The sequence below is a fragment of the Bacteroides sp. D20 genome (genome assembly GCF_003436255.1).
In the GTDB taxonomy this organism is placed as follows: Bacteria; Bacteroidota; Bacteroidia; order Bacteroidales; family Bacteroidaceae; genus Bacteroides; species Bacteroides uniformis.
On sequence record NZ_QSOO01000018.1, the window covers coordinates 79,401 to 106,275 of the forward strand.

At 48.5% G+C, this 26,875-nt stretch carries 25 protein-coding genes, 1 pseudogene and 1 riboswitch; of the genes and pseudogenes, 4 read left to right on the forward strand and 22 right to left on the reverse strand.

Features of this window, described 5'->3' with window-relative positions:
• Positions 1 to 79 precede the first annotated feature (79 nt).
• The 10 genes from DXD78_RS17045 to DXD78_RS17100 all read right to left on the reverse strand — a co-directional run bounded on the left by DXD78_RS17045 (position 80) and on the right by DXD78_RS17100 (position 6,758).
• On the reverse strand, positions 80 to 583 hold the full coding sequence (locus DXD78_RS17045; protein ID WP_009038162.1) for a PepSY-like domain-containing protein: 504 nt from the start codon (positions 581 to 583) through the stop codon (positions 80 to 82).
• Between the two features lie 36 nt (positions 584 to 619).
• Entirely contained in the window at positions 620 to 1,060 is a 441-nt protein-coding gene (locus DXD78_RS17050) for a PepSY-like domain-containing protein (protein ID WP_005831697.1), read from the reverse strand.
• Positions 1,061 to 1,152: 92 nt separating this feature from the next.
• Positions 1,153 to 2,442, reverse strand: a complete 1,290-nt coding sequence (locus tag DXD78_RS17055) for a HAMP domain-containing sensor histidine kinase (RefSeq protein ID WP_009038161.1) — start codon at positions 2,440 to 2,442, stop codon at positions 1,153 to 1,155.
• Positions 2,439 to 3,116 (reverse strand): response regulator transcription factor, encoded by a 678-nt coding sequence (locus DXD78_RS17060; RefSeq protein ID WP_005832639.1) that lies wholly within the window; start codon positions 3,114 to 3,116, stop codon positions 2,439 to 2,441. Before DXD78_RS17060 ends, DXD78_RS17055 begins: the two co-directional genes overlap by 4 nt.
• 49 nt (positions 3,117 to 3,165) lie before the next feature.
• Entirely contained in the window at positions 3,166 to 3,714 is a 549-nt protein-coding gene (locus DXD78_RS17065) for a DUF4738 domain-containing protein (RefSeq protein WP_005831701.1), read from the reverse strand.
• Between the two features lie 60 nt (positions 3,715 to 3,774).
• Positions 3,775 to 4,224: a DUF4890 domain-containing protein gene (locus DXD78_RS17070; RefSeq protein ID WP_016272777.1), complete on the reverse strand. Its 450-nt coding sequence runs from the start codon at positions 4,222 to 4,224 to the stop codon at positions 3,775 to 3,777.
• 136 nt (positions 4,225 to 4,360) lie between these two features.
• Positions 4,361 to 4,588: a DUF4248 domain-containing protein gene (locus DXD78_RS17075; protein WP_005831704.1), complete on the reverse strand. Its 228-nt coding sequence runs from the start codon at positions 4,586 to 4,588 to the stop codon at positions 4,361 to 4,363.
• A 126-nt stretch (positions 4,589 to 4,714) separates the two neighbouring features.
• Positions 4,715 to 5,194, reverse strand: a complete 480-nt coding sequence (locus DXD78_RS17080) for an HU family DNA-binding protein (protein ID WP_009038158.1) — start codon at positions 5,192 to 5,194, stop codon at positions 4,715 to 4,717.
• A 246-nt stretch (positions 5,195 to 5,440) separates the two neighbouring features.
• Positions 5,441 to 5,650, reverse strand: coding sequence for a 4Fe-4S binding protein (locus DXD78_RS21510; protein WP_080597342.1), 210 nt, complete (start codon positions 5,648 to 5,650; stop codon positions 5,441 to 5,443).
• A 487-nt stretch (positions 5,651 to 6,137) separates the two neighbouring features.
• Positions 6,138 to 6,758, reverse strand: a complete 621-nt coding sequence (locus DXD78_RS17100) for a DsbA family protein (RefSeq protein WP_009038156.1) — start codon at positions 6,756 to 6,758, stop codon at positions 6,138 to 6,140.
• 293 nt (positions 6,759 to 7,051) lie between these two features.
• Between DXD78_RS17100 and DXD78_RS17105 the strand changes: the two genes are divergently transcribed.
• Positions 7,052 to 8,560 (forward strand): DUF3843 family protein, encoded by a 1,509-nt coding sequence (locus DXD78_RS17105; protein ID WP_009038155.1) that lies wholly within the window; start codon positions 7,052 to 7,054, stop codon positions 8,558 to 8,560.
• A gap of 51 nt (positions 8,561 to 8,611) precedes the next feature.
• Here DXD78_RS17105 and DXD78_RS17110 read toward each other — a convergent pair whose 3' ends face one another.
• Together DXD78_RS17110 and DXD78_RS17115 are read right to left on the reverse strand one after the other, a co-directional pair.
• Positions 8,612 to 9,298 carry a TrkA family potassium uptake protein gene (locus DXD78_RS17110; RefSeq protein WP_008665006.1) on the reverse strand — a complete coding sequence of 229 codons (687 nt, stop codon included), beginning with the start codon at positions 9,296 to 9,298 and terminating at the stop codon, positions 8,612 to 8,614.
• A gap of 5 nt (positions 9,299 to 9,303) precedes the next feature.
• Positions 9,304 to 11,133: a TrkH family potassium uptake protein gene (locus DXD78_RS17115; protein ID WP_009038154.1), complete on the reverse strand. Its 1,830-nt coding sequence runs from the start codon at positions 11,131 to 11,133 to the stop codon at positions 9,304 to 9,306.
• Positions 11,134 to 11,266: 133 nt separating this feature from the next.
• Between DXD78_RS17115 and DXD78_RS17120 the strand changes: the two genes are divergently transcribed.
• Positions 11,267 to 12,634, forward strand: a complete 1,368-nt coding sequence (locus DXD78_RS17120) for a TrpB-like pyridoxal phosphate-dependent enzyme (protein WP_005831725.1) — start codon at positions 11,267 to 11,269, stop codon at positions 12,632 to 12,634.
• Here the strand turns inward: DXD78_RS17120 and DXD78_RS17125 are convergent.
• The 10 genes from DXD78_RS17125 to DXD78_RS17170 form a co-directional block, all read right to left on the reverse strand.
• Positions 12,631 to 14,229: a ClC family H(+)/Cl(-) exchange transporter gene (locus DXD78_RS17125; protein WP_008665015.1), complete on the reverse strand. Its 1,599-nt coding sequence runs from the start codon at positions 14,227 to 14,229 to the stop codon at positions 12,631 to 12,633. The two genes, DXD78_RS17120 and DXD78_RS17125, sit on opposite strands and share 4 nt — an antisense overlap.
• Positions 14,230 to 14,301: 72 nt before the next feature.
• Positions 14,302 to 14,478, reverse strand: coding sequence for a DUF4250 domain-containing protein (locus DXD78_RS17130; protein ID WP_005832662.1), 177 nt, complete (start codon positions 14,476 to 14,478; stop codon positions 14,302 to 14,304).
• A 119-nt stretch (positions 14,479 to 14,597) separates the two neighbouring features.
• Positions 14,598 to 16,151 (reverse strand): carboxypeptidase-like regulatory domain-containing protein, encoded by a 1,554-nt coding sequence (locus DXD78_RS17135; RefSeq protein WP_005831730.1) that lies wholly within the window; start codon positions 16,149 to 16,151, stop codon positions 14,598 to 14,600.
• The gene (locus DXD78_RS17140) at positions 16,148 to 17,008 is read right to left on the reverse strand and encodes a FecR family protein (protein WP_009038153.1); all 861 of its coding nucleotides are present in this window, start codon (positions 17,006 to 17,008) and stop codon (positions 16,148 to 16,150) included. The genes DXD78_RS17135 and DXD78_RS17140 overlap by 4 nt, the downstream gene beginning before the upstream one ends.
• Positions 17,005 to 17,556 carry an RNA polymerase sigma-70 factor gene (locus DXD78_RS17145; RefSeq protein WP_009038152.1) on the reverse strand — a complete coding sequence of 184 codons (552 nt, stop codon included), beginning with the start codon at positions 17,554 to 17,556 and terminating at the stop codon, positions 17,005 to 17,007. The genes DXD78_RS17140 and DXD78_RS17145 overlap by 4 nt, the downstream gene beginning before the upstream one ends.
• Before the next feature lie 51 nt (positions 17,557 to 17,607).
• Positions 17,608 to 18,870 carry a carboxypeptidase-like regulatory domain-containing protein gene (locus DXD78_RS17150; RefSeq protein WP_009038151.1) on the reverse strand — a complete coding sequence of 421 codons (1,263 nt, stop codon included), beginning with the start codon at positions 18,868 to 18,870 and terminating at the stop codon, positions 17,608 to 17,610.
• Positions 18,871 to 19,103: 233 nt separating this feature from the next.
• Positions 19,104 to 20,132 carry an iron ABC transporter permease gene (locus DXD78_RS17155; protein ID WP_009038149.1) on the reverse strand — a complete coding sequence of 343 codons (1,029 nt, stop codon included), beginning with the start codon at positions 20,130 to 20,132 and terminating at the stop codon, positions 19,104 to 19,106.
• A gap of 81 nt (positions 20,133 to 20,213) precedes the next feature.
• Positions 20,214 to 21,347: an ABC transporter substrate-binding protein gene (locus DXD78_RS17160; RefSeq protein WP_034529583.1), complete on the reverse strand. Its 1,134-nt coding sequence runs from the start codon at positions 21,345 to 21,347 to the stop codon at positions 20,214 to 20,216.
• 5 nt (positions 21,348 to 21,352) lie between these two features.
• The gene (locus tag DXD78_RS17165) at positions 21,353 to 22,453 is read right to left on the reverse strand and encodes a YncE family protein (protein WP_005831744.1); all 1,101 of its coding nucleotides are present in this window, start codon (positions 22,451 to 22,453) and stop codon (positions 21,353 to 21,355) included.
• Between the two features lie 53 nt (positions 22,454 to 22,506).
• Positions 22,507 to 24,522, reverse strand: a complete 2,016-nt coding sequence (locus DXD78_RS17170) for a TonB-dependent siderophore receptor (RefSeq protein ID WP_009038146.1) — start codon at positions 24,520 to 24,522, stop codon at positions 22,507 to 22,509.
• 58 nt (positions 24,523 to 24,580) lie between these two features.
• Positions 24,581 to 24,780: riboswitch (cobalamin riboswitch) on the reverse strand.
• Between the two features lie 100 nt (positions 24,781 to 24,880).
• On the opposite strand from DXD78_RS17170, the gene DXD78_RS17175 reads away from it, so the two are divergent.
• Both DXD78_RS17175 and DXD78_RS17180 read left to right on the forward strand, forming a co-directional pair.
• Entirely contained in the window at positions 24,881 to 26,113 is a 1,233-nt protein-coding gene (locus DXD78_RS17175) for a Cof-type HAD-IIB family hydrolase (protein WP_005831746.1), read from the forward strand.
• Between the two features lie 245 nt (positions 26,114 to 26,358).
• Positions 26,359 to 26,793: pseudogene (locus DXD78_RS17180) on the forward strand (HTH domain-containing protein); the annotation flags it as partial.
• Positions 26,794 to 26,875 lie beyond the last annotated feature (82 nt).

Sequence of the window (26,875 nt, forward strand, 5' to 3'; positions counted from 1 at the left end):
CGGATTAAGGATGAAGGATTAGGGGTGTGCAATCATATTGAACCTTAATCCTTAATCCTTAATCCCTAACCCCTCATCCCTAATCAAGTTTTACCGGCCAATGCGTATCATCCCTATTACCGCTCACATCTTTTGTCTGTAGCAAGCCGCCTTCTTCCGAATAGAACAATTGATACTCTGCATTTCCCTTTTCAACTTCAATGACAAACTGCATAGGCACTACCGGATACTCCAAAAGAACAATCTCCTCTATCTTCCAACCGGCATACTCACTGGCGCTGAAAGAGGTCTGTACTGTTCCCGGAAGATTATTCCAAAGCAATTCGGTTTCCGTCAGTTGCCATTCCGCCTGATTATTGAACCATACATCCTTTTCCTGCCCATCCACTTTACAATCTGCAACGAAATAGCCCCCTTTCTGTTCCCATTCCACATGGATTGCGGAAGGGTATTTGGACTTCAATGCTTGTGACATTGCTTCGGGCACTTTGACATCATCCTTGTCGTCATCATCACTGCATGCACCAAGTGCCAAGGCGGCGATGAACATCATCGCCAACATTTGAATCTTTATTCTCATCATTTCTCTATAAAGTTTAGGTTAATAGTTACTGGAGAATCAATCGTCCATGCTGACGAACTTTCCCTTTTTGTTGAACTTCAAAGAGTAGTCATTACCCAATTCAATTTCCACACCGGTACGTCCGCGTTCGATTTTAGTAATAATCTCTCTCGGGAAGTTAGCCTTCACATACTCCTTTACCGGAACCGGAATCAATGCTTCGGGAACAGCGGACTTCTTGCAATCCACTTCCAACCAATTTCCTTTCTTGTCGAAGTCTATTTCCGTACGGTCTGTCAACAGCACTTCATATTTTTTAGTCTGCAATATTTCACTTTCAATCTTGATGTGTGAAATGTGCGGTTTCGAGAAATACTGGTTGATAAAATTGCGTGCCGTCAGCGGAAGCTGCTTGGTATCCTGAGTGATGACATCACCGGCAAAGGCAAACTGAACAGCTACAAGAGCCAACACAAGAATAGACAATACTTTCTTCATAATCGTTATTTTTTAATGTTACTAATAAATTTCATATTATTCACACTGCAAATAACGGTAGAGAATTAGGAAAGATTTGGGAACAATCGCAGTTAACGGTAAATTTCACTTTCTTTAACCAGACGGAAGGTATGCATACCGTCTTGCCATTCATACGTGAGCTTCAATGAAGACGACAACGCAATGGAACGCGCTATGGCAAGCCCCAGTCCGGTGGAGTCCTTCTTGCCATCCATGCCATGATAGAAACGCCGGAACAACTTCTCTCCATCCAAAGGAACATCACCCGTATTCTTTATGACCAGCGAAGTTGGAGTGGTAAGTACCTGCAACTCTCCCCCTTCCCTATTGTGCAGCAACGAATTCTTCACCAGATTGGAAACCAGTATTTGCGCCAGCGAATGGTTGCAACGGATAATAAAAGGCTGCTCCTCCCGTTTTCGTATCAGTCTCACCTGCTTATGTTCATAGATATCCATCAGGTCGGGCAAGAGTTCATCCAATATCTCATCCACCGAGACATCCTCCATCTCGGTATACTGCCCGTTCTCTATACGGGAAAGCAACAGCAGGGACTTGTTCAGTTTTACGGCACGCCCCAGCGTGGCATATATCTCGTCCAGCTGCTCCATTTGCTGTTCCGTCATCCCTTCACTCTCAGCCAGCAGTTCCACTTTTCCCCTCACGATGGCAAGCGGTGTCTGCAACTCATGCGAGGCATTCTCGATGAACTGCTTCTGCTCCTCGTATGCCTTGTAGCTGCGGTTGCCCATATCCAATGCAGCATCGCTCAGCTGGCGGAACTCCCGTATCTTCGTCGGGTTGTCCAATGGAGGCACCTCCTTGCCGGGCTGAATGCAGTGCAGCCAGTCAAGCAACCTATGTAACGGACGGAACACTCCCTTCAGCACCAACTGGATGCCGATGGAAGTACAGATGAGAAACAACAGGAACAGCGCTCCCAGATACCAAAGCATAGCCTCCACCATGTCATCCCGCTCCAAAATGGAAATCATCAGTTTCAACTCATAATATTGCCCGTCGGGCATACGGAAAGCGGTACACATGACACGTACCGGTTCGTCTTCATCCTCCAGTTCGATATAAACCGTAGCATCATAGAACACTTGTCTGTAATGCCGCCCTTCCTCTTCGGATATAGGAGTGAACTTATAGAAAGACATCAACGAGCCTTCCGTTTCGAGTATCGAGGGGTCGTGAAGCGCACTCTCCATCAATATCTCACCGTAATTCTCCAACGTATCGTCCGTCTCATCCACCACCTCGTCAATGATTGCGTAATAGAACAGCACACCCCACACTGCCATCAACAGAAACAGCAGCAATGCAAGTTTGCGGTAGGTGTAGCTCAGCAGCTTCATAGTTCGGAGAGTTTGTAGCCGAATCCATAGACAGCCTTTAATTCTATGGTAGCCTCAGCTTGTTTCAATTTCTTACGCAGATTCTTCACTTGCGAGTAGATAAAATCCAACGAATCCGCCTGGTCTATATTGTCTCCCCACACCGACTCGGCAAGGCTCATTTTATTGATGACCCGGCCGGGGTTGACTACAAAATAATAGAGCAGGTCGAACTCCTTGCGGTTCAGCTGCAAGGGTTTTCCGTTTATCTCTACCTGCCGTTTGTCGGGGTAGAGCAAAAGATTTCCAAGGGTGACGGTCACATCTCCCTTCGCCTGCCGCCGACGTATCAATGACTTGACACGTGCATTGAGTTCTGCCAGATGGAAAGGCTTTGTAAGGTAATCGTCGGCTCCCAGTTCCAGCCCGTCCACCTTGTCGTCCAGCGAGTCTTTGGCCGAGATAATAAGCACACTGTCACTGCGGTGCAGCCGTTTCAGCTCACGCAGCAAGTCCAGACCGCTCCCGCCAGGCAACATGATATCCAGCAAAATGCAGTCGTAATCGTAGTCATTGATTTTATCCAATGCCGAAAAATAGTCGGCAGCGGTCTCTACAACAAACTTTTCTTTCAAGAGCGAAGTGCGGATGGTTTCCCGCAAATCTTGCTCATCTTCTACAATCAGGATTTTCATACCGGCAAAGATGGTCTATAAAACTGGAAACAATCTGGAAAACTATCCACTAATCAATGCTGTCTGTCTGATAGTCCTCCATCAGTTCTTCTTTTGCCATGGAGATTTTCCCGTCAGCCGTAATGGTCAGTCTGATGGGAACATAAAGGTCGGATTGCGGATAGCAGACGCTCGCCGCGTATATGATTCCTTGCGGAGTGGTCTTGTCATAGACCAGCCCCTCAAGAATGGAGTACTTCATGAACTTGGCATCCACCAACGAAGCAAAATTATCTTTGGTGAACACTTTATCCACCACCTGCTTCCCGCCGCACGTGATGCGCAAGGTGATACGGTTATCCACAAATTTCTCCCCCTGCTCGTTTTTCACTATCGGCAGAGATTCATCCGGCCGGCGCACTACAGAAGACTGATACTCTTTTCCCTTATACGTAAAGGATGTTTTTACATCAGACACCTGCATGCGCTGTGGGCCGGCAATTTCTGTACTATCCTGCATCAATACCTGCGTACCGTCTTTCTTATTCTTGTCTTGCGACGAACAAGCAGTGAAGAAAATGACCGATGCACACACTAAAATATAGACTATATTCTTCATCGTTCTGTTTTTTAGTAGTTGACCGGACAAAAATAGTACAAATTGAATGCAATAGAAAATTTATTTTCTTTTAGATTCCATTTTTGCTTTTCTATCCTGCACTTTCTTGCTGTATGCAGCATATTGTTCTTCCGTCATAATCTTCTGGAGTTGTGAATCATAAGCAATACGGGCAGTCTTCATCTCTTCACGCTTCTTTTCCATCTCCGCTTTTTTCTGCGCGCGTTGCTCATCCGTCAATTGATGGCGCTTGCCATCTCTCTTATGATGCTTGTGTGCTTTGGCACGATGCATCGGCATATCTCCCATTTTCTCAACCAATGCCAGATTTGCCTCCAGCAGTTGTTGTTTCTGCGTATCGTTCAAGGAGTACTCTTTCACCATCCGTTCCGTCATGCGCTCGGCACGGACTTTCGGTTCGGGCATTTTATCACTGTGGCGGGCATGTTGTGCCATTGCCATGCCACCCATCAGGAAGGCGGCCATCCATATCAGAACTATTCTTTTCATCATTTTTCTCTTTTTTTAATTAATACCTTATGTTAGTTATACCTATTGTGTTGCAACGTATCTATGACAAAAACAAAAGCGGGAAGTTTAACCGCAACTTCCCGCTTTAACATAATAAATGAGGTTGAAAAGAATATTAAGGTTCGTCCAGATACTGTACGATAAGACTCACCTGCTTCGGCATGAATGTCCGTGTCCTTACATTGTACCCGGTATGCGCCAAGGCTTCATACAGTTCGTGATTCCGTTTTATCCACCGCGTCAGGGTGCGGATGGCGCAACGTGCAGTAGCATTGGGGCAATAGAGGCATGCCAAATCTTTCTTTTTATAAGTCGTGATACGAAAGCCATTTTCTGTTTCCATAGCAGTTTGTCTGATTTTTAAATGATTGATGTAAAGATACGATATTCAAAAGGCGAAGTCAAGTATTTCAAGGAGAATATGAACCTTTTTCTGAGAAAGTTCATATTCTCCTTATTTACAGAATGTTTATCCTAACGGATTTTCTCCCTGGTCGCCATCGGAACCGCCGCCATCCGGATTTGGTTTGGAGCTACCCCCGCCAGAAACGGTGCCGTTGCCCGACCAATCCATCTTCTCTACGCTGGCGCGGGTCAGCATATCCTTAAAGTAGAAGCCCGGGGTGAAGATAATCTTGCGGCGATAAATCGTGCTTGCCTTTACATCTTCCAGCTTGTCCTGGCTCTTGGCGTTGATGCCGGGACGGAAACAGCCGAACTCACCCAGCTGTACCGAAAATCCCTTGTTGATATCCATATTCAAGGTGTCGATCAATCCGTCCAGCACCAACTTCACCACACCGCGAGGCGCCATGCCTATCTTGGAAACCTCGTCGCATAAATCCTTAAAACCTACCACACCCAAAGTTTTCATCTGCGCCACGTACTTTTCCGTTTTTGTCTCGTCAAAACCGAATACTCTCTTTTTTACTTCATAATTCAAAGCCATAGTTTTTTAATTTTAAATTGATTAATAAAAGTCGGTCTTGTTCGCTCGTCAGTCTGCAAAACCAGTTTCTTTGTGACCACGATGCAAAGATACAACGGGCAGAAAACGGGGTGGTGCTTTAACGGAGGTTTAAGGAGGTTTTCGTAGGATAAAAAAGGATATTGGAGAAAAAGAAAGGAACTGATAGACAATGACTAAGAAATTTTATTCCTTAATCATACATTGTTTTTATCCTTTACGGCATCTTTAATTGACAGCGTAAAAAAGTTCAAGTTCTTTTCTCTCTGAATTTGCGCTTGCAAACTCCAAACTCTTTTTTCCCAAAAATGGATAGTGGTAGTTTCGTGAGCCGACAGGACATAGGGCAATGCACCTTCCACATGAAATACATTGACCTTCATCTGTCTTTATGGGGTTCTCCGACGCAATGGCACGTGTCGGGCACTCTTCCTGAATAGGACGGCACGCCTACGACCAACAATTCATCGCGTCCCAATCTCAAACCGGGGGATTAAAACATTACTCGTAATGTCATGTTGGATATTATCGGCGTGCAGCTGCTTGACGATACCCTGCACGATGGCTTTGGTAGTAAATGTAGCACTGAAAAAAAACAGAATGGACTTTATGTATCTCCATAAATCTTAATTTATCCGATTAAATTTCTAATAACCGTAAATTTATTGGTATCCGTTCAAGGTCAGGCAGAAGAAGTCACTGTCATCATACGGATAATCGTATTCGATGGGGAGTTCTTCTTTCTCTATTTTCTTGGATCCGGCTTTCTCATAAAACAGATGTGCTCTGTCCGTATTCTTGGGGGTGTCGAGAATGATTTACCTCCAGCTTTTTCAATATGCGGGATAACAGCCCTTTATCCATATTGAGCTCACGGGATATGTCCTTTGCATTTCGATTCGGATGCAAATACACATCTTGAATTTTACCTCTTTCTGGCATACACCACACTCGGCCCCATCCCATGCCTCATCAGCATCCCCTCTTCTATAAACCTGTTCAAATCGACAACAGCCTGCTTATAACTACGTCCTGCCAGCCGTGCATACTGGGAGCGATTGATGCAGGGATACTGCTGCAAATACTCATCCAGCAACTGCCAGCGCTGCTCCACGCCCAACGCCTCATCGGCAGACGAAGCAGGCGCCGATGTCGATTGCGGACAACGCTCCAACTGCATCTTACCTTTCAAATCCTTATAGAACTCCCTGCCCAGACGGAAATTCAACCCGCGCAAAGCGATGGAGGCAGCACGAAGCTCTTTCTTGTCCGTCGCCTGGCGGGTACAACTCAAAGAGGGGGTGAAGTAACCCAGTTCGCCCAGCTCCACCGTCCAGCCATTGGCAAGGCAGTCGCGCAACTCATCCATAAAGCCTGCCATCGCTCCTTCCAGCAGGCTGCGGCTGAGACCGGTGAAAAGATGTACACGCTCGATAAATTCCTTGCGGTCGATGGTGCCCTTGGGGACAAAGCGGGCATAAAGGGATTGTTGCTCGCCGGTCTGGCGGACGTCGGGTTTCTCGAAAAGGTCGTAATACGCACTCATATATATTCTGTTTTTAAATGGTCCTGCAATTCCGTCATTTCTTCTTCCACGGCATTAAGGAGAAGAAATGCTATTCTTTAATCATTCCACCATGGAGAAAATATCATTCCACCACGGAAGAAAAATCGTTCCACCATGGTAGAACGATTTTTTCCACACGATGGAACGATTTAATAGTAGCATACAAATATACTAATCGAAAGGAGGAAAAACAAGAAAATTCCCATAAAAAACATATCTTTACGCTGGAAATGAAACATATAAAAAATACACACCAAACTCACTTTAGAGTCATGAAGAAAATATATCCCAAAAAATGGTTGGAACTGCATCCTTACAAGCAGACAAACAGCGTTGACCAGTACTACGTCGGCATTGCAAACGAAATCCACAAAAGACTTTATTCTTCAACGATAGCCGACGCCTTCGAAGAAGAAGAAAACATACGCTATACAAGCCTCTGCCTCGCCGCATGGTTTGAGGACGTCATCTCCCAGACCGGAATCTGGCAGGCATTCACTGCCGAGTGCCGGAAGCGATACGGAACCTATCTGCCCTTCTACCCCATCAAAGGCGATTATTTTCCGGATGAAATCAATCTGGAGGACATACGCTTTCTGCTTTGGCACCATATACAATATCTGTGCCGGGGAATAAGCGCCATCAACCCCGAGAATCCCGGAATAGAGCAGACTGCACAAGAGATATACGGACTGCTTGCAGAGGAATACGAAACCGCTCCCGAAAATGAAAGGATGCAGGAATTTCTATACCACTCTGCCATGGGAGAAGAAGACTTCTTCCACTACCGGGAGATACTGGATTGGTTTCACTACCAATGCTACTTCAACATCGAAAATGTCGCCCAATGCCGGGACGAAGCTGAACGGTTGCTGGATGATGAAAAGATTACTCCCGAAATGGCAGAGACCCTCATATATGCCACACGCACCTCACTGACGTTCAAAGGCCGCCGCAACCTGCTGTCGCTGACCTCACCGGAATGGCTGGCTCTCATCGGAAAAGCCCATCCCGAACATCAGCTTTGGGGCAAGGTGAAGGTACGGAAAAACAGTTGCTATCTGCTGGAGAAAGAAGATGACAGGTATCTGTACGTCAAAGATTTGTGCAGTGAGGACGAAGGCGAATTCAAGATAACCAAGAAGTCCTTGAACCTTTCGGCCATCCGTAGCCGAGAGGTAGGGAAAAGCACCCTTATCTGCGAACTGATTTATTTTGGCAACACATGGTGGCAGTGCGGCATGCTTCTCGAAAACAAGTACGACCAGAAAATGGCAGAATATGTGGACGACTTGACGAAACAGAAAGAAAAGACGAATGAAAAGGCTACATTCCATGATTTCATAAAAGCATCCGGCGGGAAATCTTTTGTATTCTGCCAATCGCAAGAGGAAATCTCTGATTTTCTGCTGAACAAGATGGGATACGGCTTGAAAGAAGACCTGGACATACCACGCATACATACAGAAACCGGAGCCATGCTGATGGCCAACCCGCACACCGGCCTACATATCCAATTCAAGCTGTGCGAATGCATCAAATCTCCGGACAACCCCAATTATAATAAGGAGGAAGCAGAGAAAAACGCCATTATGTTCATCGTCAACCCAGACATTATCCCTTACCAACTGAGTTGCATCCTGCAAGACGAAGGCATGCTTCCGGATGCTTATCTGAACAGTTTGCAAGGAAAAGAATACGGACAAGAGTTCATACGCAAGAATGCACACTTCCTGACTGATTATTTCCATTATCGGTGTCGGGAGAAAGACTTTGATTAGTTGAAAATGGGGGGTGAATACCACTTTTGACACATTTCCAACTACCAATTATCATAGTGCTTTCCAGAACTTCTGGAAATCCTTATACCGTCCGTAGCACACTAACTGGTCGCCGGCTTGTATCTGGTCATTTTCCGGCAGTTCGTTCAGTACATTGTGTTCCACATACGAGACGCCCAGGCAATTCTTCAAAGTCTCGGCACGTTTCAAGGCGAGCATCTTCAGGCCAAACTCCTTATCGAGATTCAATTCATTGGCATAATAGCCAATGAACTTGTCCGGAACGGTGAACTTGACTACATAATAATCCGGTGCCACGCGGAAGGTCTCCATATCGGCACCGAATTCCAGCAACTGTACCAGTCCGCGTGCGGCATCCTCCTCGGGAGTAAGAATGCGTTCCAGCTCAAAAGCCTCGAGCACGGAACGGTGGACAGCGTCAATGGCGCGGGCATAGATATGCTGCACCTTCTTCTGCTTCAGCAAAGCCACTACACGGATGGATGCACCGAAATTCTCGCCGATGGCAACAATCACCACGTCCACACTGTTCAGCGGCAACACGGACAACGCCTGCTCGTCCGTAGCGTCGATGACAAAGGCTGTAGCAATCTTTTCCTTCAGACTATCTACCCTGCCGGCGCTCACGTCCGCACCTATCACTTCGTGCCCCAGTGCAGAAAGCTCCTCTGCCAGCACGTGACCATAATTCCCTAAACCGATAATAATATACTTCATCTTATTTAATTGATTATAATCTGACCACTCGGATACTGATACTTCGTATGCTTCTTCTGCTTGATGATGCCAAGCATCAGCGTAATCAGTCCCACACGCCCCACAAACATCAGCAGTGCCACCAGCAGCTTGCTGTCGTCTCCCAACCGCGGGGTAAGGTTCAAACTGGACCCCACCGTGCTCAATGCCGACACACACTCGAAGGTAATGGCCAAAAGCGACGTACCCGGCTCCAGAATGCTGATGATGAAAATAAACAGCAACAAGACGCCGAACGACATCACCACCGTGGCATTGGAACGACGGATGGAATCGTGTGACAGCTCACGACCAAACACCTCTACCCGTTCCGTGCCGCGCAACACAGCCACCAGATTCAGCACCACTACCGCAAAGGCATTTACCTTGATACCGCCTGCCGTAGACTGTGAACCGCCTCCCACCCACATCAGAAACAGATATATAAGCAATGTCTGTACCTCCAAGCCTGCCAAGTCCACACTGGTAAAGCCTGCCGTACGGGGACACGTGGCATTGAAAAACGCCTGCGTCCACTTGTCGGCCACCGACATGCCGGCGAAGGCGGCATTCCACTCAAAGACAGCAATGCCCACCGTGCCCAGTACCAGCAGCAGGAAGGTGACTATCAGTACAATCTTTGTATTCAGGTTGTACAGATGGTAAAAACGCTTGCCGTCCCAATGCCACGTACGCAGAAAGTGCCACAGACGACGCAGATGGTAAAGAATAATATCCTTGAAATTCACCAGTATGGGGAAACCGATACCCCCCAAAATAATCAGCAGAGATATATAGATGAAGAACGGGTTGTGCCCCGTCATCACCAACGGATTACCCAGATTTCCGGGCAACGTGGAGAATCCCGCATTGCAGAAAGCGGAAATGGCATGAAAAGCGGAAAAGGCCAGCTCTTCCTGAAGGTCCATCCCCATCGTCCCGTGGATGTCTCCCCAGATAGCAAGCATCCCTATTCCTTCAATCACCAGCGTAAAGGCCAGAATATAGACCAGGGTGGAGAGCAGGGAATTCAAGGAATTGGAACTCACCATGTCGCGCACCACCAACTGATTGTACAACGAGGTATTACCCATGAAGAACATGGCAAAGAAGCTCGTCAGTGTCATCACTCCCAGACCGCCTATCTGAATCAGCAGAATGATTACCACAAAACCGGTCGGGGTAAAAGTGGATGCCACATCGACAGACGTCAGCCCCGTGACACACACCGCACTGGTGGATATGAACAGCGAGTCGACCCACGATATGCCGTTCACCGTGCAGCGCGGCAACATCAACAGCCCCGTGCCTATCATTATGATTATCAGGAAACTTGCAGCCAGAATAAGCGAAGGGTTCGTACGCCGCCCCAGCAACCGTACCAACCCGTTGGAAAGGCTGAAAAAGGAAAACACCAGCAGCAGGACAAGATGATAGGCCTTGCCATGCAGAAATTCCCAGAACTGCAAGATGGCGCCCTCCTCCTCCGGACGATGGAAAATGACCGGGATAAGGGTCAGATAGAGCAGAATGGTCAGTATCCAGGTGAGCTTACTGAAGGTGCGCCGGGTATCCTTGTATTCCAGCAAGATGCGAAGGGTGACATCTACCAGAAAAACAATCCACACCCCATGGTACAAGCGTTGGAGCTGATGCGCCTCGACCTCTGAAATCGTAAAGCCATGCTCATAGACCACGCCGACAATCAGCAGGATGGAGGCCAAATAAGTGATGGAAGTCATTACTCCCACTGTCATCCGTACGTAAGGGTGAATCCATTTATTTTGATACAAAAGGAATTTATGATAAATCTTCATAAATGCATCGATTAATGAAACGCGGCAAACTTAGACAAATATACCTTGATATACAAAAAACAAAAGGAAAAAGAAATTGGTTCAAAAATAATAGCTACATTTGGGCATTGAATTATTAATAATTTTAACCACTATGAGCAACAAAAAGAAAAGATTCATTCTCCCGGAAGAGGAAATCCCACAGTACTGGTATAACATACAAGCCGATATGGTGAACAAGCCCATGCCACCGCTTCACCCCGGCACCAAGCAACCGCTGAAAGCAGAAGACTTGTATCCTATCTTTGCCGAGGAACTCTGCCGCCAGGAACTGAATCAGACTGACACGTGGATTGAAATCCCCGAAGAGGTCCGCGAAATGTACAAATACTACCGCAGCACTCCGCTGGTGCGCGCTTATGGATTGGAGAAAGCGCTCGGCACACCGGCACATATCTACTTCAAGAACGAGAGCGTCAGCCCGATGGGCTCGCACAAGCTGAACTCCGCCATCCCACAGGCATACTATTGCAAGCAGGAGGGAGTGACTAACGTGACCACCGAAACCGGTGCCGGACAATGGGGAGCTTCCCTGGCATATGCCGCCCGCCTCTTCGGACTGGAAGCCGCTGTCTATCAGGTAAAAATCAGTTACGAGCAAAAGCCCTACCGCCGCAGCATCATGCAGACATTCGGTGCGCAGGTTACCCCGTCTCCCTCCATGTCTACCCGCGCCGGAAAAGATATACTGACCGCCCATCCCAACTATCAGGGCTCACTGGGAACAGCCATTTCCGAAGCCATAGAGCTGGCACAGACCACTCCCAACTGCAAATATACCCTCGGCTCCGTATTGAGCCACGTGGCCCTGCATCAGACCGTCATCGGACTGGAAGCCGAAAAGCAGATGGAAATGGCGGGTGAATACCCCGACACCGTCATCGCCTGCTTCGGAGGAGGTTCCAACTTTGGTGGTATCGCCTTCCCCTTCATGCGCCACAACATCCTCGAAGGAAAGAAAACACGCTTTGTCGCCGCCGAACCTGCTTCATGTCCGAAGCTGACACGCGGCAAATTCCAATACGACTTCGGAGACGAGGCCGGATACACTCCGTTGCTGCCCATGTTTACACTGGGACACAACTTTGCCCCTGCCAATATCCATGCCGGCGGCCTACGCTATCACGGTGCAGGTGTCATCGTATCACAACTGCTGAAAGACGGTTATATGGAAGCGGTGGACATCAAGCAGCTCGAATCATTCGACGCCGGTTGTCTGTTTGCGCAAGCAGAGGGCATCATCCCCGCCCCCGAGTCCTGCCATGCCATTGCCGCCACCATCCGCGAAGCAAACAAATGCAAGGAAACGGGTGAAGAGAAGGTGATTCTGTTCAACCTTTCCGGTCACGGACTTATCGACATGGCATCCTACGACAAGTATTTGTCCGGCGATTTAGTGAATTACGAGCTGACGGATGCCGACATCCAGAAGAATCTGGACGAGATAGGCAATCTGGCTTAATAGATATTCGCCATACTGACAAGCGGTTCATAGAGTTTCTCTATGTCCTGCGAGTCCATCTCAATCTGTACCTGGTCCCCCGGAATCAAACGAGTTCCTGCGGGGACCAGATTTTTTCCATCCCGATGTACATTGATAATGACGCAACGCTCCGGCAGGGACAGTTCGTCCACCAGTTTCCCGTCCAGATAAGAATCCGTCATAATCTCCACTGAAAGCGTATAGCGTTTCTCTTCTTTAAAATCGGGAGCATGAATCATATCTTCATAGAGGGAGACGTTGGAAGGCTTCATTTGCAGAAGTTCCGTAAAATAGTAGGTCAACCCACCAACAACCACCGAAGGGTAAAAGACCTCAAAATGCCCCGTAATCTCCGTAATCAGCACAATGGCCGTGAGCGGTGTACGGACCACGGCCACCAGAAAAGCCGACATGGAAACAAGCATGATATAACTGACATTCTCTTGCCCGATGACACCGTACCTCACTCCTACCAGACCGACAATCTGTCCCAACAACCCTCCCGTAACCAGCGTCGGAATGAAACTGCCGCCCGGCAATCCGGAAGAGACAGAGAAAACGGAAAAGACGAAATGCAGCAACATGACAGCCGTCACCCACATAATCTGCGTACTGCCGTTCTGTGCCTGGGCCAGCAGAAACTGCTCCCCGCCTCCAGTCAGATTGACCTGCATCAGCGAAATGATGTAGGCCACCAGCACCAGATAGAACATCTTGACATACGCCGGAGAATTGACTTTGGCATACACATGCCTGAAAGCATTCATGGTGGAGGAGTAGAACTTCCCGCATACGGAGACAATCACCGCCAATATCAAGAAATACTTCATCTGGACAAAGAAGGCGAAAACCGGTTCCGTTACTTCTATCAGATGGTAAGGATTCACAGGAAAGACCATGCTTGCCACGGCTCCTGCCACAACACCCGCCAGCAAGGTAGTGATGGCCGTCTTAGGGGCATCGAAGCGTTCAATGGATTCTATTACAATGAGCGAGGAAGCCAGTGGCGCTGCAAAAGCCGCAGCGAGCCCCGCTCCCGCCCCGGCTGCCAGCAACTGTTTCTGTTCGCCTTTCAGGATATGAGTCCAGCGGGATACCAGGCTACCCACATAAGAGCCTATCTGCACGGAAGGCCCTTCGCGCCCCAAAGACAACCCCGCCGAGAAGGACAGAATGCCCCCTACAAACTTGGATACCATCTCGATGAAAGGATGCCGGTAAGTGATGCGCCCGTTAATCACGCCGCGTGTCTGCGGAATACCTCCCCCGCCGATAAGCGGCATTTTCCCCACGAGCCACATGACGAAGACGAGAATGCCCCAAGAAAACAGAAAGAGTGGAATGTGCCAGTACCAGGCCGGATGCGAAGCGAAGAAACCACTGCGGAGGTGGAACAGATAATAGAGAAGATAGTGATAGGGCACAGCGACCAGTCCCGTCAGCAAACCGACGAACATGCTGACGAAATACAACCGGGCATCCACCAGCTTCAACTTCCAGATGTGCCAGCCGCGTACTGTTTTCCAGTTCTTGACCCTCGTCCAAAGACGTTCTGCCTTATCCCATAGTTCCATAACAAAACAACTCCCGTTAACTTGCGCTTTACAACAACAAGCAACGGGAGTTGTTTTATACAGAAACATTATTTACCAAAATCTGTTCTTTGCAGGATTATACTCAAATCCCACGAGCTTCAATTTTCGTACAATGTCCTCTTTCTCTACGTTCATATCCTCGCAGAGCGCGTCCAGCGAAGGATAGAAATCACGCAGTTTCATGTTGATGAAGCTGTACAGCATCACCGGGTCCTCAGGTAATCTCATAGTTACAATCTTTAAATTTAAACTAATACCGGGGACAAAATTACAATAAAAAAACAAAATAGAGATAATTTTAGTGTAGAATATACAACCTACCCACCGCAAACGATTGAGGGCCATGTTTACGGAGCTTCCGTCTGCTCTATCTTCAGGGAGACCTTCTCGATAATCTTTCCAAGCTCCTCTTCCAGCGGAATCACATTGAAGTCGCCCCAGAAATCGGCGTCATACTTGAAGTCGGTTTCAGAGAAGACGGTATGCACCGGCAACCGTTCCGCACGCGGGAAGCGCGTCACGTTCTCCCCGTCAATCCGGCAGGTCACCATCTCGAACCAGGTATACAGAGTGGGATTACTGAAGAGCATGCGTTTTCTCTTCATCTTGAAGTAAAGGTCGCCACGGATGTGGTGGACATAATAGGTACCGTTCCAGGGTTTGTATGAGACGGTATAGACAAGTTTCTCCGTTGTCAGCCTGATTTTCGGAGCCTGGCGTATCACGAAAAGCCGTGTGGCGGCCTTCACATACCGGGGATGAATTTCGAAGCGGGCACGCAGCAAGGCGCTGTTCTCCGAGTCTATATAGAGTTCTCCGCAGAACAAAGGCTCCTTTACCCCACGTTTCTGCTCAAAATAGACGACGTTGGCAGTACGGTCGTCCACCGATACGATGTCGCCCGAAGTATAGGTATAAAGTTCCTCGCCGGATTCCAGCAAGAGGAAGTCTGGAAGATTCTTCATGATGTCCAACTGCAGACATGCCTCCACCCCGGAGCTGATTTTGGCAAGCACACTGTCCGTCTGCTCCCGGTTATCTATCTTGCTCATCTTGAGCAGTTTCACCTGGTCTTTCTGTCCGGGTTCCATCGTCGGTGATTTGTAGACCTTGAAAACGGCCTCCGTCAGGCTCTGGAACTTGTTCTTCAGTTGTACACCTTCCCGGTAGAAGGTGGTCAGATAGACCGGAGAAGTGGAGCAGTTCCTATCCCGGTGCTCTATCATCTCGCGAAGCAGCTTTTTAGGCTCCACCAAGCGGATAAGCACTTCTTGCAAGGAAATGACTTTCGGCTCAAGGCTCAGGACATTGCTGCGTCCTTCCAAAGCAGAGGCTTCCACCGTTTGCCCCACATAACCCAGATGGGAGAAGGAGAGCATGCAGCGCCTCAACGAGTCGGGCAGGTTGAGCCGGAATTCACCGTTCTGGTTGGTAATGTTACCCAGTGAGGTTCCTTGTGCGATGACCGACGCACTGACGACGGGCTCTCCCGTCTCCTTGTCCAGCAGGATTCCGGCAATGGTGGAATATGCCGGTCGGGGCGGCAGGGGTACCGTTTCTTCCATACTCTTCCTTTCTGCCGCCCGTGTTATCAATATATGGTTGCCTAATACCTTCAATTCGAGGTTCCGGCTGCCGGTTATCCTATGAATGGCCTGCCTCACGGAACACTCCTGCTTCCTGACCCTCACCACTGAGTCGTTATGGATGACCTTACTATCATAGATAAACAGATAGCCGGACTGCTCCGAGACTTTCCCCAACAGCGCATAAACCGTTCCCTTCATTCCAGGCAGCCGGACGATGCGGTCCAGCACATCGCCTCCGTCCGCTCTTGCACTGCCTGCCAGGAAGAAAATGAAGAGTGGCAAATGGAGAATGAAGCATTTCATTGAATTCATTGTTCCGACAATATCAGTCTATTGCCCTGACGTGTACACTTCAAGTCGAACGTCCAGCATATCAGCTCGGCCACAGACTCCGGGGAGTTATTCGAAAATTCGACCGTCAGCCGCCGTTTGCCCAGGGTTGGCGACGCGGCTTCTATCTGCCAGCCGGCAGACTCCTTATTGATGGCACGCAGCACATCCTCCAGGCACTCGTCCTTGAAACGGATGTTGCTGGTGTAGCGGTCAAAGAGCTCCGGATTCTCCGTCTCGCTGACGAGCAGACTGCCCCCCTGCAAGATAACCGTTTCTCCCGCCTCTACAAAGACCGTCTGTTCCTCTTGTTTCAGCAGCACCTTCACCTTCCCGCGCTTCACGGACAAGCTGAAGGGGAGCCCTTCATTGCTCCTGACATTGAAAGCCGTGCCCAGTACCTCCACACGCACCCTCGCCGTCTCAATCGTAAAAGCCTGCTCGGGTTTCTTTGCCACATCGAAGAAGGCTTCACCCTGCAGGTTCACTTCCCGCTTGTCTTCCGCAAAATGTTCGGGATACTTCAGCGTGCTTTCCTGCGCCAGATATACCACCGAACCGTCTTCAAGGGTCTTGACCAGTGTGGGCTTCTCCCGGTTCTCCTCCGTCAGCAAGCTACGACTGTCCCCACCTTGTTCCGGTACGGCCCACCATGCGGCAAAACATACGATTCCGGCAATCACGGCTGCCGCAACGCTCCCCCACTTGAGGTAAAGCCTGCGGTGCATTGCCGGAGCATGTTCCGCATCTGCCGGCAGCAGGCAGTCCGTTTCGAAGCGGGCATAAAGCCGTACCCATGCCTCGTCGGTCCTTGTCTTCTTTTTATCTACTTCCATCATTGTGTCCGGATATAATTATCAATTTCATTTCGTAAGGTTCGGAGTACCTTGGTCATTTCCGCTTCCACCGTCTTGACGGACAACGAAAGCGACAAGGCAATCTCTGCATATTTCTTCCCCTCCATGCGGTGCATCCTGAAAATCTGCTGCCGGCGCCGGGGCTGCTTGTCGAGCGTATGCCGGATGAGGGTCTGAAGTTCCTCGTATTCCAAATGCGCGTGGGGGTCGGACGAATAGCCCGGCCCGGACTCCGTACGGACAGATGCCCGATAGCGCTCCTTGACCTCCTGATGCTCACAAAACTGCACGGCTTCATTCCTCACAGAACGGTAGAGATAGCTTTTCACGGACTGGAATACTTGTAACCGCTCCCGGTTCTTCCACAGCACGTAGAACAGCTCCTCCACAATTTCCTCGGCAGACGCCGTATCACCCGTGATGCCCGCAGCATACCAGCAAAGAGGGGAATAATACCGGCGGAAGATTCCTTCGAACGCCTTTATATCGCCCTCCTTTATTCTGGCCAGTATCATCAGTTCGTCCAGCATACACGGTGTTTTTTCTCGGTTGCTCCAAATATAAGGAAAACTATCAGATAATCAATTGGATTGTTTCCGCAATTTGCTGACTGCATTCTCCAGGGATTCCGTAGGTTCTATGATATTGTAGTTCCTCCAGAAGTCTTCGTTCCAGTACTCATCCACCAGGTCGTAGAATACCTGCTTCCGTTTGAAGGTGTTCTTGTTGGAGATGCCGGAGAGAGGGCTTTCCGTCCTGTCGGTCACCACCATTTCAGAGAAAGCGGTGTAGCTGGAGGAGAACAGCCTTTTTTTCCAGTCGCATTTAAAGCGGATGACATTCCGTATATAGTTCAGGTAAGTCTTGGCCCCCTGCTGCTTGTAGGTCACCAGATAGGTGACTTCCTGCGGGCGGAACCGTAAGCCGACGGGCTTCTTATGCAGAATGGCCTCCACTGCCTTCACCCGATTTGCCATGTCCAGGCCAAACTCGGCACGTGTAAAGGAAAGCCGTTCGTAGTCTATATACAGTTTCCCGATGAACAAGGCATACATCAGGCTGACCCGCGGACGGAAGCTGACCACATACTGCATGCGGTTATCCAAATTGACGGGGTCCTCCATACGGAATTCATAATAGTCCAGATTGTCCGTGCTCAACAGCGCATCGCCATTCTTCACAATGTCCAGATAAAGGGACAAATTGGGACCTCCCACCACTTTCACAGCCAGCGTGTCACTCTGCTTTTGGCTCAGCAGGCGGCGGCCTTTCAGCAGCTGCACCTTGTCGCGGTCTACATCGCGGGAGTTATAATCCGTCTTATAGACATCCATCACTGCCTCGGACACGCTGATATAGCGGCGGCGCTTCTGCACGGTTTCCCGATAGAAGGCGGTCAGCATGTTGTCATTGCCAGAATAATTTACTGGAATTTTCTTGATGGCCTCTTCCACTATGACGCGGGGATTATTGCCATAGACCACAATCTCGCTCAAAAGATTGGGGGCCGGTATCATCCAGATGGTCAGCTCGCCCGTTTTTTCAAGTTCTTCCAGAGAGAGGTGTGTAGTGAGATAGCCGATATGGGAGACTTCCAGTCCACGGAAAGCTTCCGCTTCCGCTACTTTCAAGGAGAATGTGCCGTCGGCATTGGTCACCGTTCCGATATTGTTGCCGACAACAGAGACGTTCACGTTTTCGAGTTTCTTCCTGCTGTCCTTGTTCTTGACCGTACCGGTGATGACGAGCTCGTTCACTGCCGCGTCCTGCGCCATCAACGGGGTGATACCCGAAGATAAGAATGCAAACAAACACCCAAGTGTAAATCCTACAAAGTTTTTCATAAGGCATGTTTTTAAGGGGTTTCTATTAATAAGAGCGGTGAGGAAGATAAAACCCTATAGAATGGAGAGAAAAATACAAAAAAAGTAGCACGTTGATAATCAGAGAGAAATTTTGCCAAGACATTGCCATAGGTTTGGCAAAACTTTGCCATGCCTATGGCAAAAGTTTGCCAACGCGGTGGCAAAGTCTTGCCAATAGTAAGGCAAAACCTTGTCAAGCTGTCGGCAATAGCTTAGTTGAATTGTTGGGGCTTCCGCTGGCTCAGAATAACGTAGATGATGACCGGCGCACCGATAATGGGCGTGACGGCATTCAAGGGAATAATACCCGCTTCGCCGGGCAAGACGCAAATCAGATTGCAAAGCAGTGCCACTGCACCGCCACTCAGGATGGTGACCGGCAATAGGGAATTGTGATTGGCTGTCCCCAATATCATGCGGGCCACATGCGGCACGGCCAGGCCAATAAAGGCGACCGGACCACAGAAAGCGGTGGTGACAGCCGTCAAGAGCCCGGTGATAACCAAAAGCCAGTTGCGCACACGGCGGATATTGACACCTAGATTTTCGGCATAGCGCTCTCCCAGCAACAAGGCGTTCAGGGACTTTATCAACAATAATGAGCCGAACAGTCCCACAATGGTGACCAGCGCAAAGGCCGGCATCTGCTGTAGGGAAACTCCACCGAAGTTGCCCAGCCCCCATATCATATAGGACTGCACCCCCTCTGCCGTAGCAAAGAAGTTCAGCAGGGCAATGGCCGAAGAAGCGATGTAGCCTATCATGATACCCGTTATCAGCAGCATGATATTGCTCTTTATCAGCGTGGAAAAGAAAAGGATAAGTGCCATAATCAGCATGGCTCCGATAAATGCGCCAAGCAGTACGGAGAAGAAGCCGGACAAACTGAACGCCCCTGCCGTGATGCTGCCGCCAAACAGCAACATGACGAAGGCCACTCCCAGACTTGCCCCGGCGTTGATGCCCAGAATGGATGGTCCTGCCAGCGGATTCTTGAAAGCCGTCTGCAACATCAGTCCGCAGACAGCCAATGCGCCACCGCAAAGCAGCGCCGTCAGCGCTTGGGGCAAACGGGATTCCCAAAGGATGAAGCTCCAGCTTGCCTTCTCCCCCTCTCCACCGAGCAGGATACGGAAAACATCGGCAGGCGGAATCGAAACCGACCCTACCAGCAGATTGCCCGCAAAAAGCAATAAGATTACTACTCCCAACCCGATACCATATTTCCAGCCTTTACTCATAGTTACATTATTTAGCACACAAAGACACGGAGGCACAGAGTTTTCTATTACTTTCACAAAAGTTCCGTATCTCTGTGTTCATCACTCCTTCAGTCTGCAAAAATAGCGCAAGCCTCCCAAATCTCCTATTTCGGGATGCAGAATCTGTATCAGGTCGGATAACAAATAATCGGGACGGAACGGAGTCTCCTCGTAGAAAGGAACTTTCGCCGTATTACAACCATAGACATTCCGGGTCTTGAAAGCCTTGAAACCGGTGTAGCCGATATAATCCGCCTCCAAATCAGCATAGCTCATGTCGCGGTCACGGTTGTACTTCACCAGCCAGACGTCGGCATCGCCCGCCTTGTCGAAAACGGTCTCGAAAGCCAGAGGAACAGAGCCGCTGTGGGTATCGTCGGCAAAGGCGTAACGCCCGCAAGCATCCTGAAAAAGCCTTCCTATGGTGCTACGCCCTCCCGGTACGTACCATGCCGAGCCACTTTTCAACTCACTGACAACGGAGAACGAGGTGGATGAAAGTTGCGCACGCATCTTGAGGCGTTGGTAACAACTGTCCACTTCAGCAAAAAGGCTGTCGGCTTGTGGCGCAACCCCGAAGAGCAGTCCGTAGAAACGCATCCACTCGGCACGTCCCAAAGCGGAGGTTTCCATGTAGTCGGCACATTCGATGATGGGAATATCCAGTTTCTCGATACGGCCATAACCGCCACTGTTCTCGAACGGAGACAGAAGGATGGCATCGGGATGCAGGTCGATGATGCGCTCCATATCGGGATTCATACCGTCGCCACAATCGGCGATGGCACCCCGGCGGCAGGCTTCGTGCACGGCGGGTAGTTTGATGTACTTCAAGTCACAGACACCGCCGATGCTACCAAACACACCCAGATTATCCATCAGTCCGCAGTGGACGGAAGAGTAGATGACTGATTTGGAGAGTGGGGTACGTACCACAGTACCTGCCGGAAGATGTGCCGGGAGTTCGCGGTCTTTCGGGACCAGTATATAGGTATGTAGCGTGTGCAACGTATCCCAAGGATTGCGCAAGGTGGCAAGGGTATAGCCGGGATAGGACATTAAGGTAAGATTCTCTGCATAACGTAAGGGAATGGTGTCACCGTTGGCCAAAGCAGAGGCAGTCTTGCTCCTTCCCCCACAGGAGGAAAGAAACAAGACTGCGAACAGACAGATAAGTAAACTATTTCTTTTCATTGATATTAATTGAAGAAGATAGCAGAATTAGGATTCATACCTCCTGCATCGAACTGCTCTATAAAGGTACCGTCTTTCTTGAAACGATAAATGGTGCCGTTCGTGGTATATTCAGAAGTACCAATATAGAAATCACCGTTATTATCATTTACTTCCAACATATAAATCGTAGAAGTTTTCAACTTTTCCGGTATATCCTTCAAGAAAGAAGCTTCATCCATCTTTCCAGTCTTTATATTATAAGTAAAAAAAGAAGCGGTAGGATTGGTGTAATTTGAATAAGTCAAATAGAGAATATCATCAGTAGCACACATACGGGTGGCACTGCCTAATTCCGTCACCTTATTGTTGGCAGCAGGGTCTATCATCTGTAATGAATAGCCAATATCAACATAATTACCCCATGAAATCAAAAAAACCTTATCATCCTCTTCAACCAAAGCATTGGGGTTCAAACCTACCGTCAACGTCTCTTTCAACTTGAAAGTACGCAAATCTATCACCTTTACGTCATTGTGATAAGTGCTCCAATCAGCAGTACAGCTATTCGCCACATAAAGCATATCCTCGCAGATTGCCACACCTTCCAGATTGTCGCCAAGTCCGGTCAATTTATCCACTACCTCCAACGTTTTCGCATTGATTTTAGCTACAGCTCCTCCGTAGAAGGAAGCATAGATATATCCATCCTCAGCATCGATATAACGAATGCCTGCACTGAGGTCGTTGTCGTCTACAAACGAAACACGTTTCAACTCCACACCCGCAGCATTCAGCTTAGTCAGATAATTGGAACCACTTACAGCTATATATATTTCATCTTCATACTCAATCATACTCTGACCAAGGTCACCCAACTTGGCGTTGTTTTGAGTCTGGTAAATATCACTGATGAAATCCGCATCCTTATTGGGTGCATAAAAGGCAAGTCTTGCGTTATTAGCTCCCCAACCACCCTCATTCAGAATATAAACACGCGTCTGCGGCAGTGTCACCTTCGACCCGCCGTCATCCAGAGAATCGTCATCGTCGTCACTACAAGATGCCAAAGAGGCACCCAAAGCAAGCATGCAGAGCATACCGAATAATAAACTTCTTACTTTCATAATCACAGTTGTTATTGTTTATAATTAGTTTTTGTTGTTCATAAATAGATTATTCAAAACTTGAAAGTACCCGTCAACCGCCACGAACGACCCGGCATAGGATAATATTTTATCACGTCATACTGTTCATCGGTCAGATTTATAATCTCGGCCTGCAACAGAAGCCGGCAACCGCCCAAAGCAAACTCATGAGAGAGGCTCATCGTATGCTCCAGATAGCCCTCAATCTCATTCTCCGGAATGTTCTGCGACAAATAGTAACGCTTTCCCACTCCTACCGCCGAGTAGCCCACATTCACCCACGGCGTTTCTACAATGGCGGACGCGTTTCCGCTATGAAGAGGAGTATAAGGCAATTGGTCCTTATAGTTCTTCGCGTCGGAATCGGTCAGGTCAATGGCCTTTTGCCATGTATATCCGCCCGACATAATCAGTCTTATTTTCTCCGTCAATGGAACGGTTGCCGCCAAAGTGGCATCCACACCTGCGGCATGCACCTTGCCGTAGTTCGCCATCTTCCACGCATAGGTGGTGGGAAAAGCCACAATCTTATCCGTCACATCATTATAGTAACCGTCGAGCGTAACGGAGATATAGTCGAACACAGACAATCCGGATTTGCTCCATGTGATACCGACATTATATTCGTCTGCCTTCTCGGGTCGCAGATTACGGTTGCCCAGCCGGTAGTAATAGAGGTCGTTGAAAGTGGGCAGACGGAACGTACTCTTATACATCAACCGGAAATACAGCGACTCGTCCTGCCAAGGCTGCATACTGACTGATAAAGAGGGGGCAAAGCGATGGAAGTCATCGGGGACCGTACCTTTCTCGGCATGCTCCGAAGTGGCAGTATGCACCAGCGAAGCCGTGGCCGTGAGCCATCCTTGCCGGTAGCGTGCATTGAAGGCACTGATGGAAGTATATCTTGTAGGGAAAGGACATTCCGGCAAACTGTTGCGCAACTTGTTTATCACCCCATCCTGCGCCAACGAAAGGGTCAAAGCTTCCAAAGGACGGTAGAGAACGGTCGCGGAAATATAATATTCGTCTTGCCGGTGATTTTCCCGATAATATCCGTCGGCATATTCCTTGCCCTCATCCTTATATTGGTTCCAGCCATGATTATACTTTGCCTGTGCCTGCAAACTCCACCGGGGCGAAAAATGCTTCCTATAACGTGCCTGCACAAAAGTATTCTCATCCCAAAGCGTTTCATCGGAAAGGGGATTATAGAGCGTAACCGCCCCTGGAAGTCCCCGGCGGGAATAGAAGTAATAACCCTTCACATCCAGTTCGCTGTCATCCTTGAAAGTATGATAAAAGGTAGCTTCGCCCTGCCAGGAATAGATGCCGGAGTTGTTACGTTTCTCTTCCGTCACGTATTTCCCATTGACCAGCGTGAAAGGGTAATTACCGTCTGCCCTCATATAACCGGCATCTACCGCCACGCGTGTACGGCAGCCCAGTTTCTGCCACCAGCGCAGCGAGGGGCTGACCATGCCGAACGACCCTCCGCGCACCCGTGCCTGAAAAGCGGCATTGCGCCCGTCATCAAAATGAGGTTTTTCCGTCTCTATGCCCAGCACACCGGCCGACGCATACAAGCGGGCGGACTGCAACAAGTCCTCCGACTGCCCGATGGCGAGCGAAAGCATGGAAACATTGTCCAGCGAAAAACGCCCGATATCTATCTGCCCTACCTGACAATTACTCACCGCCACCCCGTCATAACTGACAGCTGTATGGGCTGCTCCCATATTGCGTATGGAAACCGTTTTCAGTCCTCCAATGCCTCCATAGTCCTTTACATTGGCTCCGGCAAAACGGCGTACAGCATCTGCCATATTCTGTATTCCCAGCTGGCTGATATCCTGCCGTGACATCGTCTGTATGGGTACGGCAGAAGTCACTTTATTGGGCGACCTGCGTGCTGTCACTGTCACTTTCTCTATCTGATGCACTTTCCCCGTAATCGTATCTCCCCCCACCTCCTGGGCAGAGAGCCGGAGTATACTTGCACCCAATGAAACAGCACAGACCAGTAATACCTTAGTCCTTCCTGACATAGAATAAATGAAGATTATCTTAAACCATTTGCGCACTGCCCACTTTCCTCGAATGGACAATTTTTCGACTTTGTTTTGCAGGTCTTCTGACTCGTTCCCGGTACATCGCCTTCCCGTTCTTTCCGAAGAACAGTGGCACAAGTATGATACACCGAGCATGGAACTCACAGCAGCGGGACTGTTCGGGACTTTCACCCGATTCCCTTTTCATCCGCTTCTCCGGATAGAGAACGCGGAACAAAACGTGGACAAAGATAGGATAAATAAAAGAAGTTTCAGTAAACAATAAAACGAATATTACCGTTTTAACAGTCATTTTTTTAACTTTGTAACATAATAACCCCAAAATCGAGTTGCCATGAAATATAAGTTATTGGTTCTTGATGTAGATGGAACGCTACTCAATGATGAAAGAGAAATTAGTAAAAGGACATTAGCTGCTCTGCTAAAGGTCCAGCAAATGGGAGTGCGCATAGTTTTGGCATCCGGTAGGCCGACTTATGGATTGATGCCACTGGCCAAAACCCTCGAACTCGGCAATTATGGAGGGTTTGTTCTCTCCTATAACGGTTGCCAGATAATAAAAGCACAGAACGGAGAAATATTGTTTGAACGACGCATCAATCCGGAAATGCTGCCTTATCTGGAAAAGAAAGCCCGCAAGAACGGCTTTGCCATCTTCACCTACCACGATGATACCCTCATTACGGATAGTCCGGACAATGAATATATAAAGAATGAAGCCCTGCTAAACAATTTGAAGATAATCAAGGAAGATGAATTCTCTACTGCCATAGACTTCGCACCTTGCAAGTGCATGCTGGTGAGTGACAAGGAAAAAGCTCTGATAGGGCTGGAACAACATTGGGAAAAACGCCTGGCAGGTACTCTGGATGCTTTCCGTTCCGAGCCTTACTTTTTAGAGGTGGTGCCCTGCGGAGTCAATAAAGCGAATACGTTAGGCGCCCTATTAGAGCATTTGGGAGTAACACGGGAAGAAGTCATTGCCGTTGGAGATGGCGTATGCGATGTGACCATGCTCCAATTGGCCGGCATGGGGGTAGCTATGGGACATTCACAAGATTCTGTAAAGGTCTGTGCAGACTATGTGACCGCATCGAATGAAGAAGATGGAGTGGCCCTGGCCGTAGAAAAACTAATATTGGCAGAAGTGCGTGCAGCAGAGGTGCCTCTTGATTTACTGAACGAACGGGCACGACACGCATTGATGGGAAACTTGGGCATTCAATACACATACGCTTCGGATGAGCGCGTAGAAGCAACCATGCCGGTCGACTACCGTACCCGCCAACCCTTCGGCATTCTGCATGGCGGTGCCACCCTTGCCTTGGCAGAAACCGTTGCCGGGCTCGGCTCCATGATTATCTGCGAACCTGATGAGATTGTCGTGGGAATGCAAGTCAGCGGAAATCATATTTCTTCTGCACACGAAGGAGATACCGTAAGGGCAGTGGCAACCATCGTTCATAAAGGGCGTTCATCCCATGTGTGGAATGTGGACGTATTTACTTCCACCAATAAACTGGTTTCCTCTATACGGGTAGTGAATAGTGTTATAAAGAAAAGATAAAATAACTGTTATAAACTACGTAATGTAAATGCATGAAAATCAAAAGGGAACGAGGGGGTTAACCAATTCCTCGGTTTTATCCTTACTTTTGTAAACTATATTAGAGAGTTATCCCGAACAACAAAAAGAAAACGATGCAGATACGCAACAATACATTGATAACGGAATGTTCAGCTTATGATTTCAAGGAAATGTTGGAACGTAAGAAAGTGAAGTCATGGCTTAAATCCGTGTCGGCTTTTGCCAATACGGAAGCATCTTCTTTCTTCACTACATTCTATAATCTGAATTGGGGAAAGAACGAAAGAATACCCGTAGAAGAAGTGGCCGAAAGGGTAAACAGTCCCCTCAAAAAGTATCCTGCAAACGAAGAAAGTTCGGTCGAAAAGTTCGGTGTAAATGCGAAAATGTTCGGTGTAAACGACAAAAGTTCGGAGACAAGGTTCGGAGAGAGCACAGATGCCCCTAAAAACATAGGAAAGACAGCACAGAAGATTATCGATTTCGTCATTTCCGATCCTCCTATGTCAGCCGAAACTATGGCTTACAAGATTGGTATAAGTTCTCGTGCCGTAGAAAAACAAATTGCAAAATTGCGGTCTATGGGTATCTTATCTCGTGAAGGTGCGGACTTTGGTGGCTATTGGCGCATTGTCATTAATCCTCAAACTGAAAAATAAGTATATAAGATTGACTTGAAATTCAAAAACGGCAGTATCCATAATTTTGTGTAAATAGAAACGGGATTCAGTTATAAGTTCT

What these genes read in the sequence shown, in the direction of transcription:
- DXD78_RS17110 (WP_008665006.1), bottom strand. Translation starts at nt 9,298, where the DNA reads ATGAAGTATATTATTATCGGTTTAGGGAATTATGGTCACGTGCTGGCA.
- DXD78_RS17130 (WP_005832662.1), bottom strand. Translation starts at nt 14,478, where the DNA reads ATGAGATTACCTGAGGACCCGGTGATGCTGTACAGCTTCATCAACATG.
- DXD78_RS17055 (WP_009038161.1), bottom strand. Translation starts at nt 2,442, where the DNA reads ATGAAGCTGCTGAGCTACACCTACCGCAAACTTGCATTGCTGCTGTTT.
- DXD78_RS17140 (WP_009038153.1), bottom strand. Translation starts at nt 17,008, where the DNA reads ATGATGGAAGTAGATAAAAAGAAGACAAGGACCGACGAGGCATGGGTA.
- DXD78_RS17165 (WP_005831744.1), bottom strand. Translation starts at nt 22,453, where the DNA reads ATGAAAGTAAGAAGTTTATTATTCGGTATGCTCTGCATGCTTGCTTTG.
- DXD78_RS17060 (WP_005832639.1), bottom strand. Translation starts at nt 3,116, where the DNA reads ATGAAAATCCTGATTGTAGAAGATGAGCAAGATTTGCGGGAAACCATC.
- DXD78_RS17125 (WP_008665015.1), bottom strand. Translation starts at nt 14,229, where the DNA reads ATGGAACTATGGGATAAGGCAGAACGTCTTTGGACGAGGGTCAAGAAC.
- DXD78_RS17135 (WP_005831730.1), bottom strand. Translation starts at nt 16,151, where the DNA reads ATGAATTCAATGAAATGCTTCATTCTCCATTTGCCACTCTTCATTTTC.
- DXD78_RS17045 (WP_009038162.1), bottom strand. Translation starts at nt 583, where the DNA reads ATGATGAGAATAAAGATTCAAATGTTGGCGATGATGTTCATCGCCGCC.
- DXD78_RS17150 (WP_009038151.1), bottom strand. Translation starts at nt 18,870, where the DNA reads ATGAAAAACTTTGTAGGATTTACACTTGGGTGTTTGTTTGCATTCTTA.
- DXD78_RS17170 (WP_009038146.1), bottom strand. Translation starts at nt 24,522, where the DNA reads ATGTCAGGAAGGACTAAGGTATTACTGGTCTGTGCTGTTTCATTGGGT.
- DXD78_RS17075 (WP_005831704.1), bottom strand. Translation starts at nt 4,588, where the DNA reads ATGGAAACAGAAAATGGCTTTCGTATCACGACTTATAAAAAGAAAGAT.
- DXD78_RS17065 (WP_005831701.1), bottom strand. Translation starts at nt 3,714, where the DNA reads ATGAAGAATATAGTCTATATTTTAGTGTGTGCATCGGTCATTTTCTTC.
- DXD78_RS17155 (WP_009038149.1), bottom strand. Translation starts at nt 20,132, where the DNA reads ATGAGTAAAGGCTGGAAATATGGTATCGGGTTGGGAGTAGTAATCTTA.
- DXD78_RS17100 (WP_009038156.1), bottom strand. Translation starts at nt 6,758, where the DNA reads ATGAGTGCGTATTACGACCTTTTCGAGAAACCCGACGTCCGCCAGACC.
- DXD78_RS17105 (WP_009038155.1), top strand. Translation starts at nt 7,052, where the DNA reads ATGAAGAAAATATATCCCAAAAAATGGTTGGAACTGCATCCTTACAAG.
- DXD78_RS17080 (WP_009038158.1), bottom strand. Translation starts at nt 5,194, where the DNA reads ATGGCTTTGAATTATGAAGTAAAAAAGAGAGTATTCGGTTTTGACGAG.
- DXD78_RS17115 (WP_009038154.1), bottom strand. Translation starts at nt 11,133, where the DNA reads ATGAAGATTTATCATAAATTCCTTTTGTATCAAAATAAATGGATTCAC.
- DXD78_RS17160 (WP_034529583.1), bottom strand. Translation starts at nt 21,347, where the DNA reads ATGAAAAGAAATAGTTTACTTATCTGTCTGTTCGCAGTCTTGTTTCTT.
- DXD78_RS17070 (WP_016272777.1), bottom strand. Translation starts at nt 4,224, where the DNA reads ATGAAAAGAATAGTTCTGATATGGATGGCCGCCTTCCTGATGGGTGGC.
- DXD78_RS17175 (WP_005831746.1), top strand. Translation starts at nt 24,881, where the DNA reads ATGAAATATAAGTTATTGGTTCTTGATGTAGATGGAACGCTACTCAAT.
- DXD78_RS17120 (WP_005831725.1), top strand. Translation starts at nt 11,267, where the DNA reads ATGAGCAACAAAAAGAAAAGATTCATTCTCCCGGAAGAGGAAATCCCA.
- DXD78_RS17050 (WP_005831697.1), bottom strand. Translation starts at nt 1,060, where the DNA reads ATGAAGAAAGTATTGTCTATTCTTGTGTTGGCTCTTGTAGCTGTTCAG.
- DXD78_RS17145 (WP_009038152.1), bottom strand. Translation starts at nt 17,556, where the DNA reads ATGCTGGACGAACTGATGATACTGGCCAGAATAAAGGAGGGCGATATA.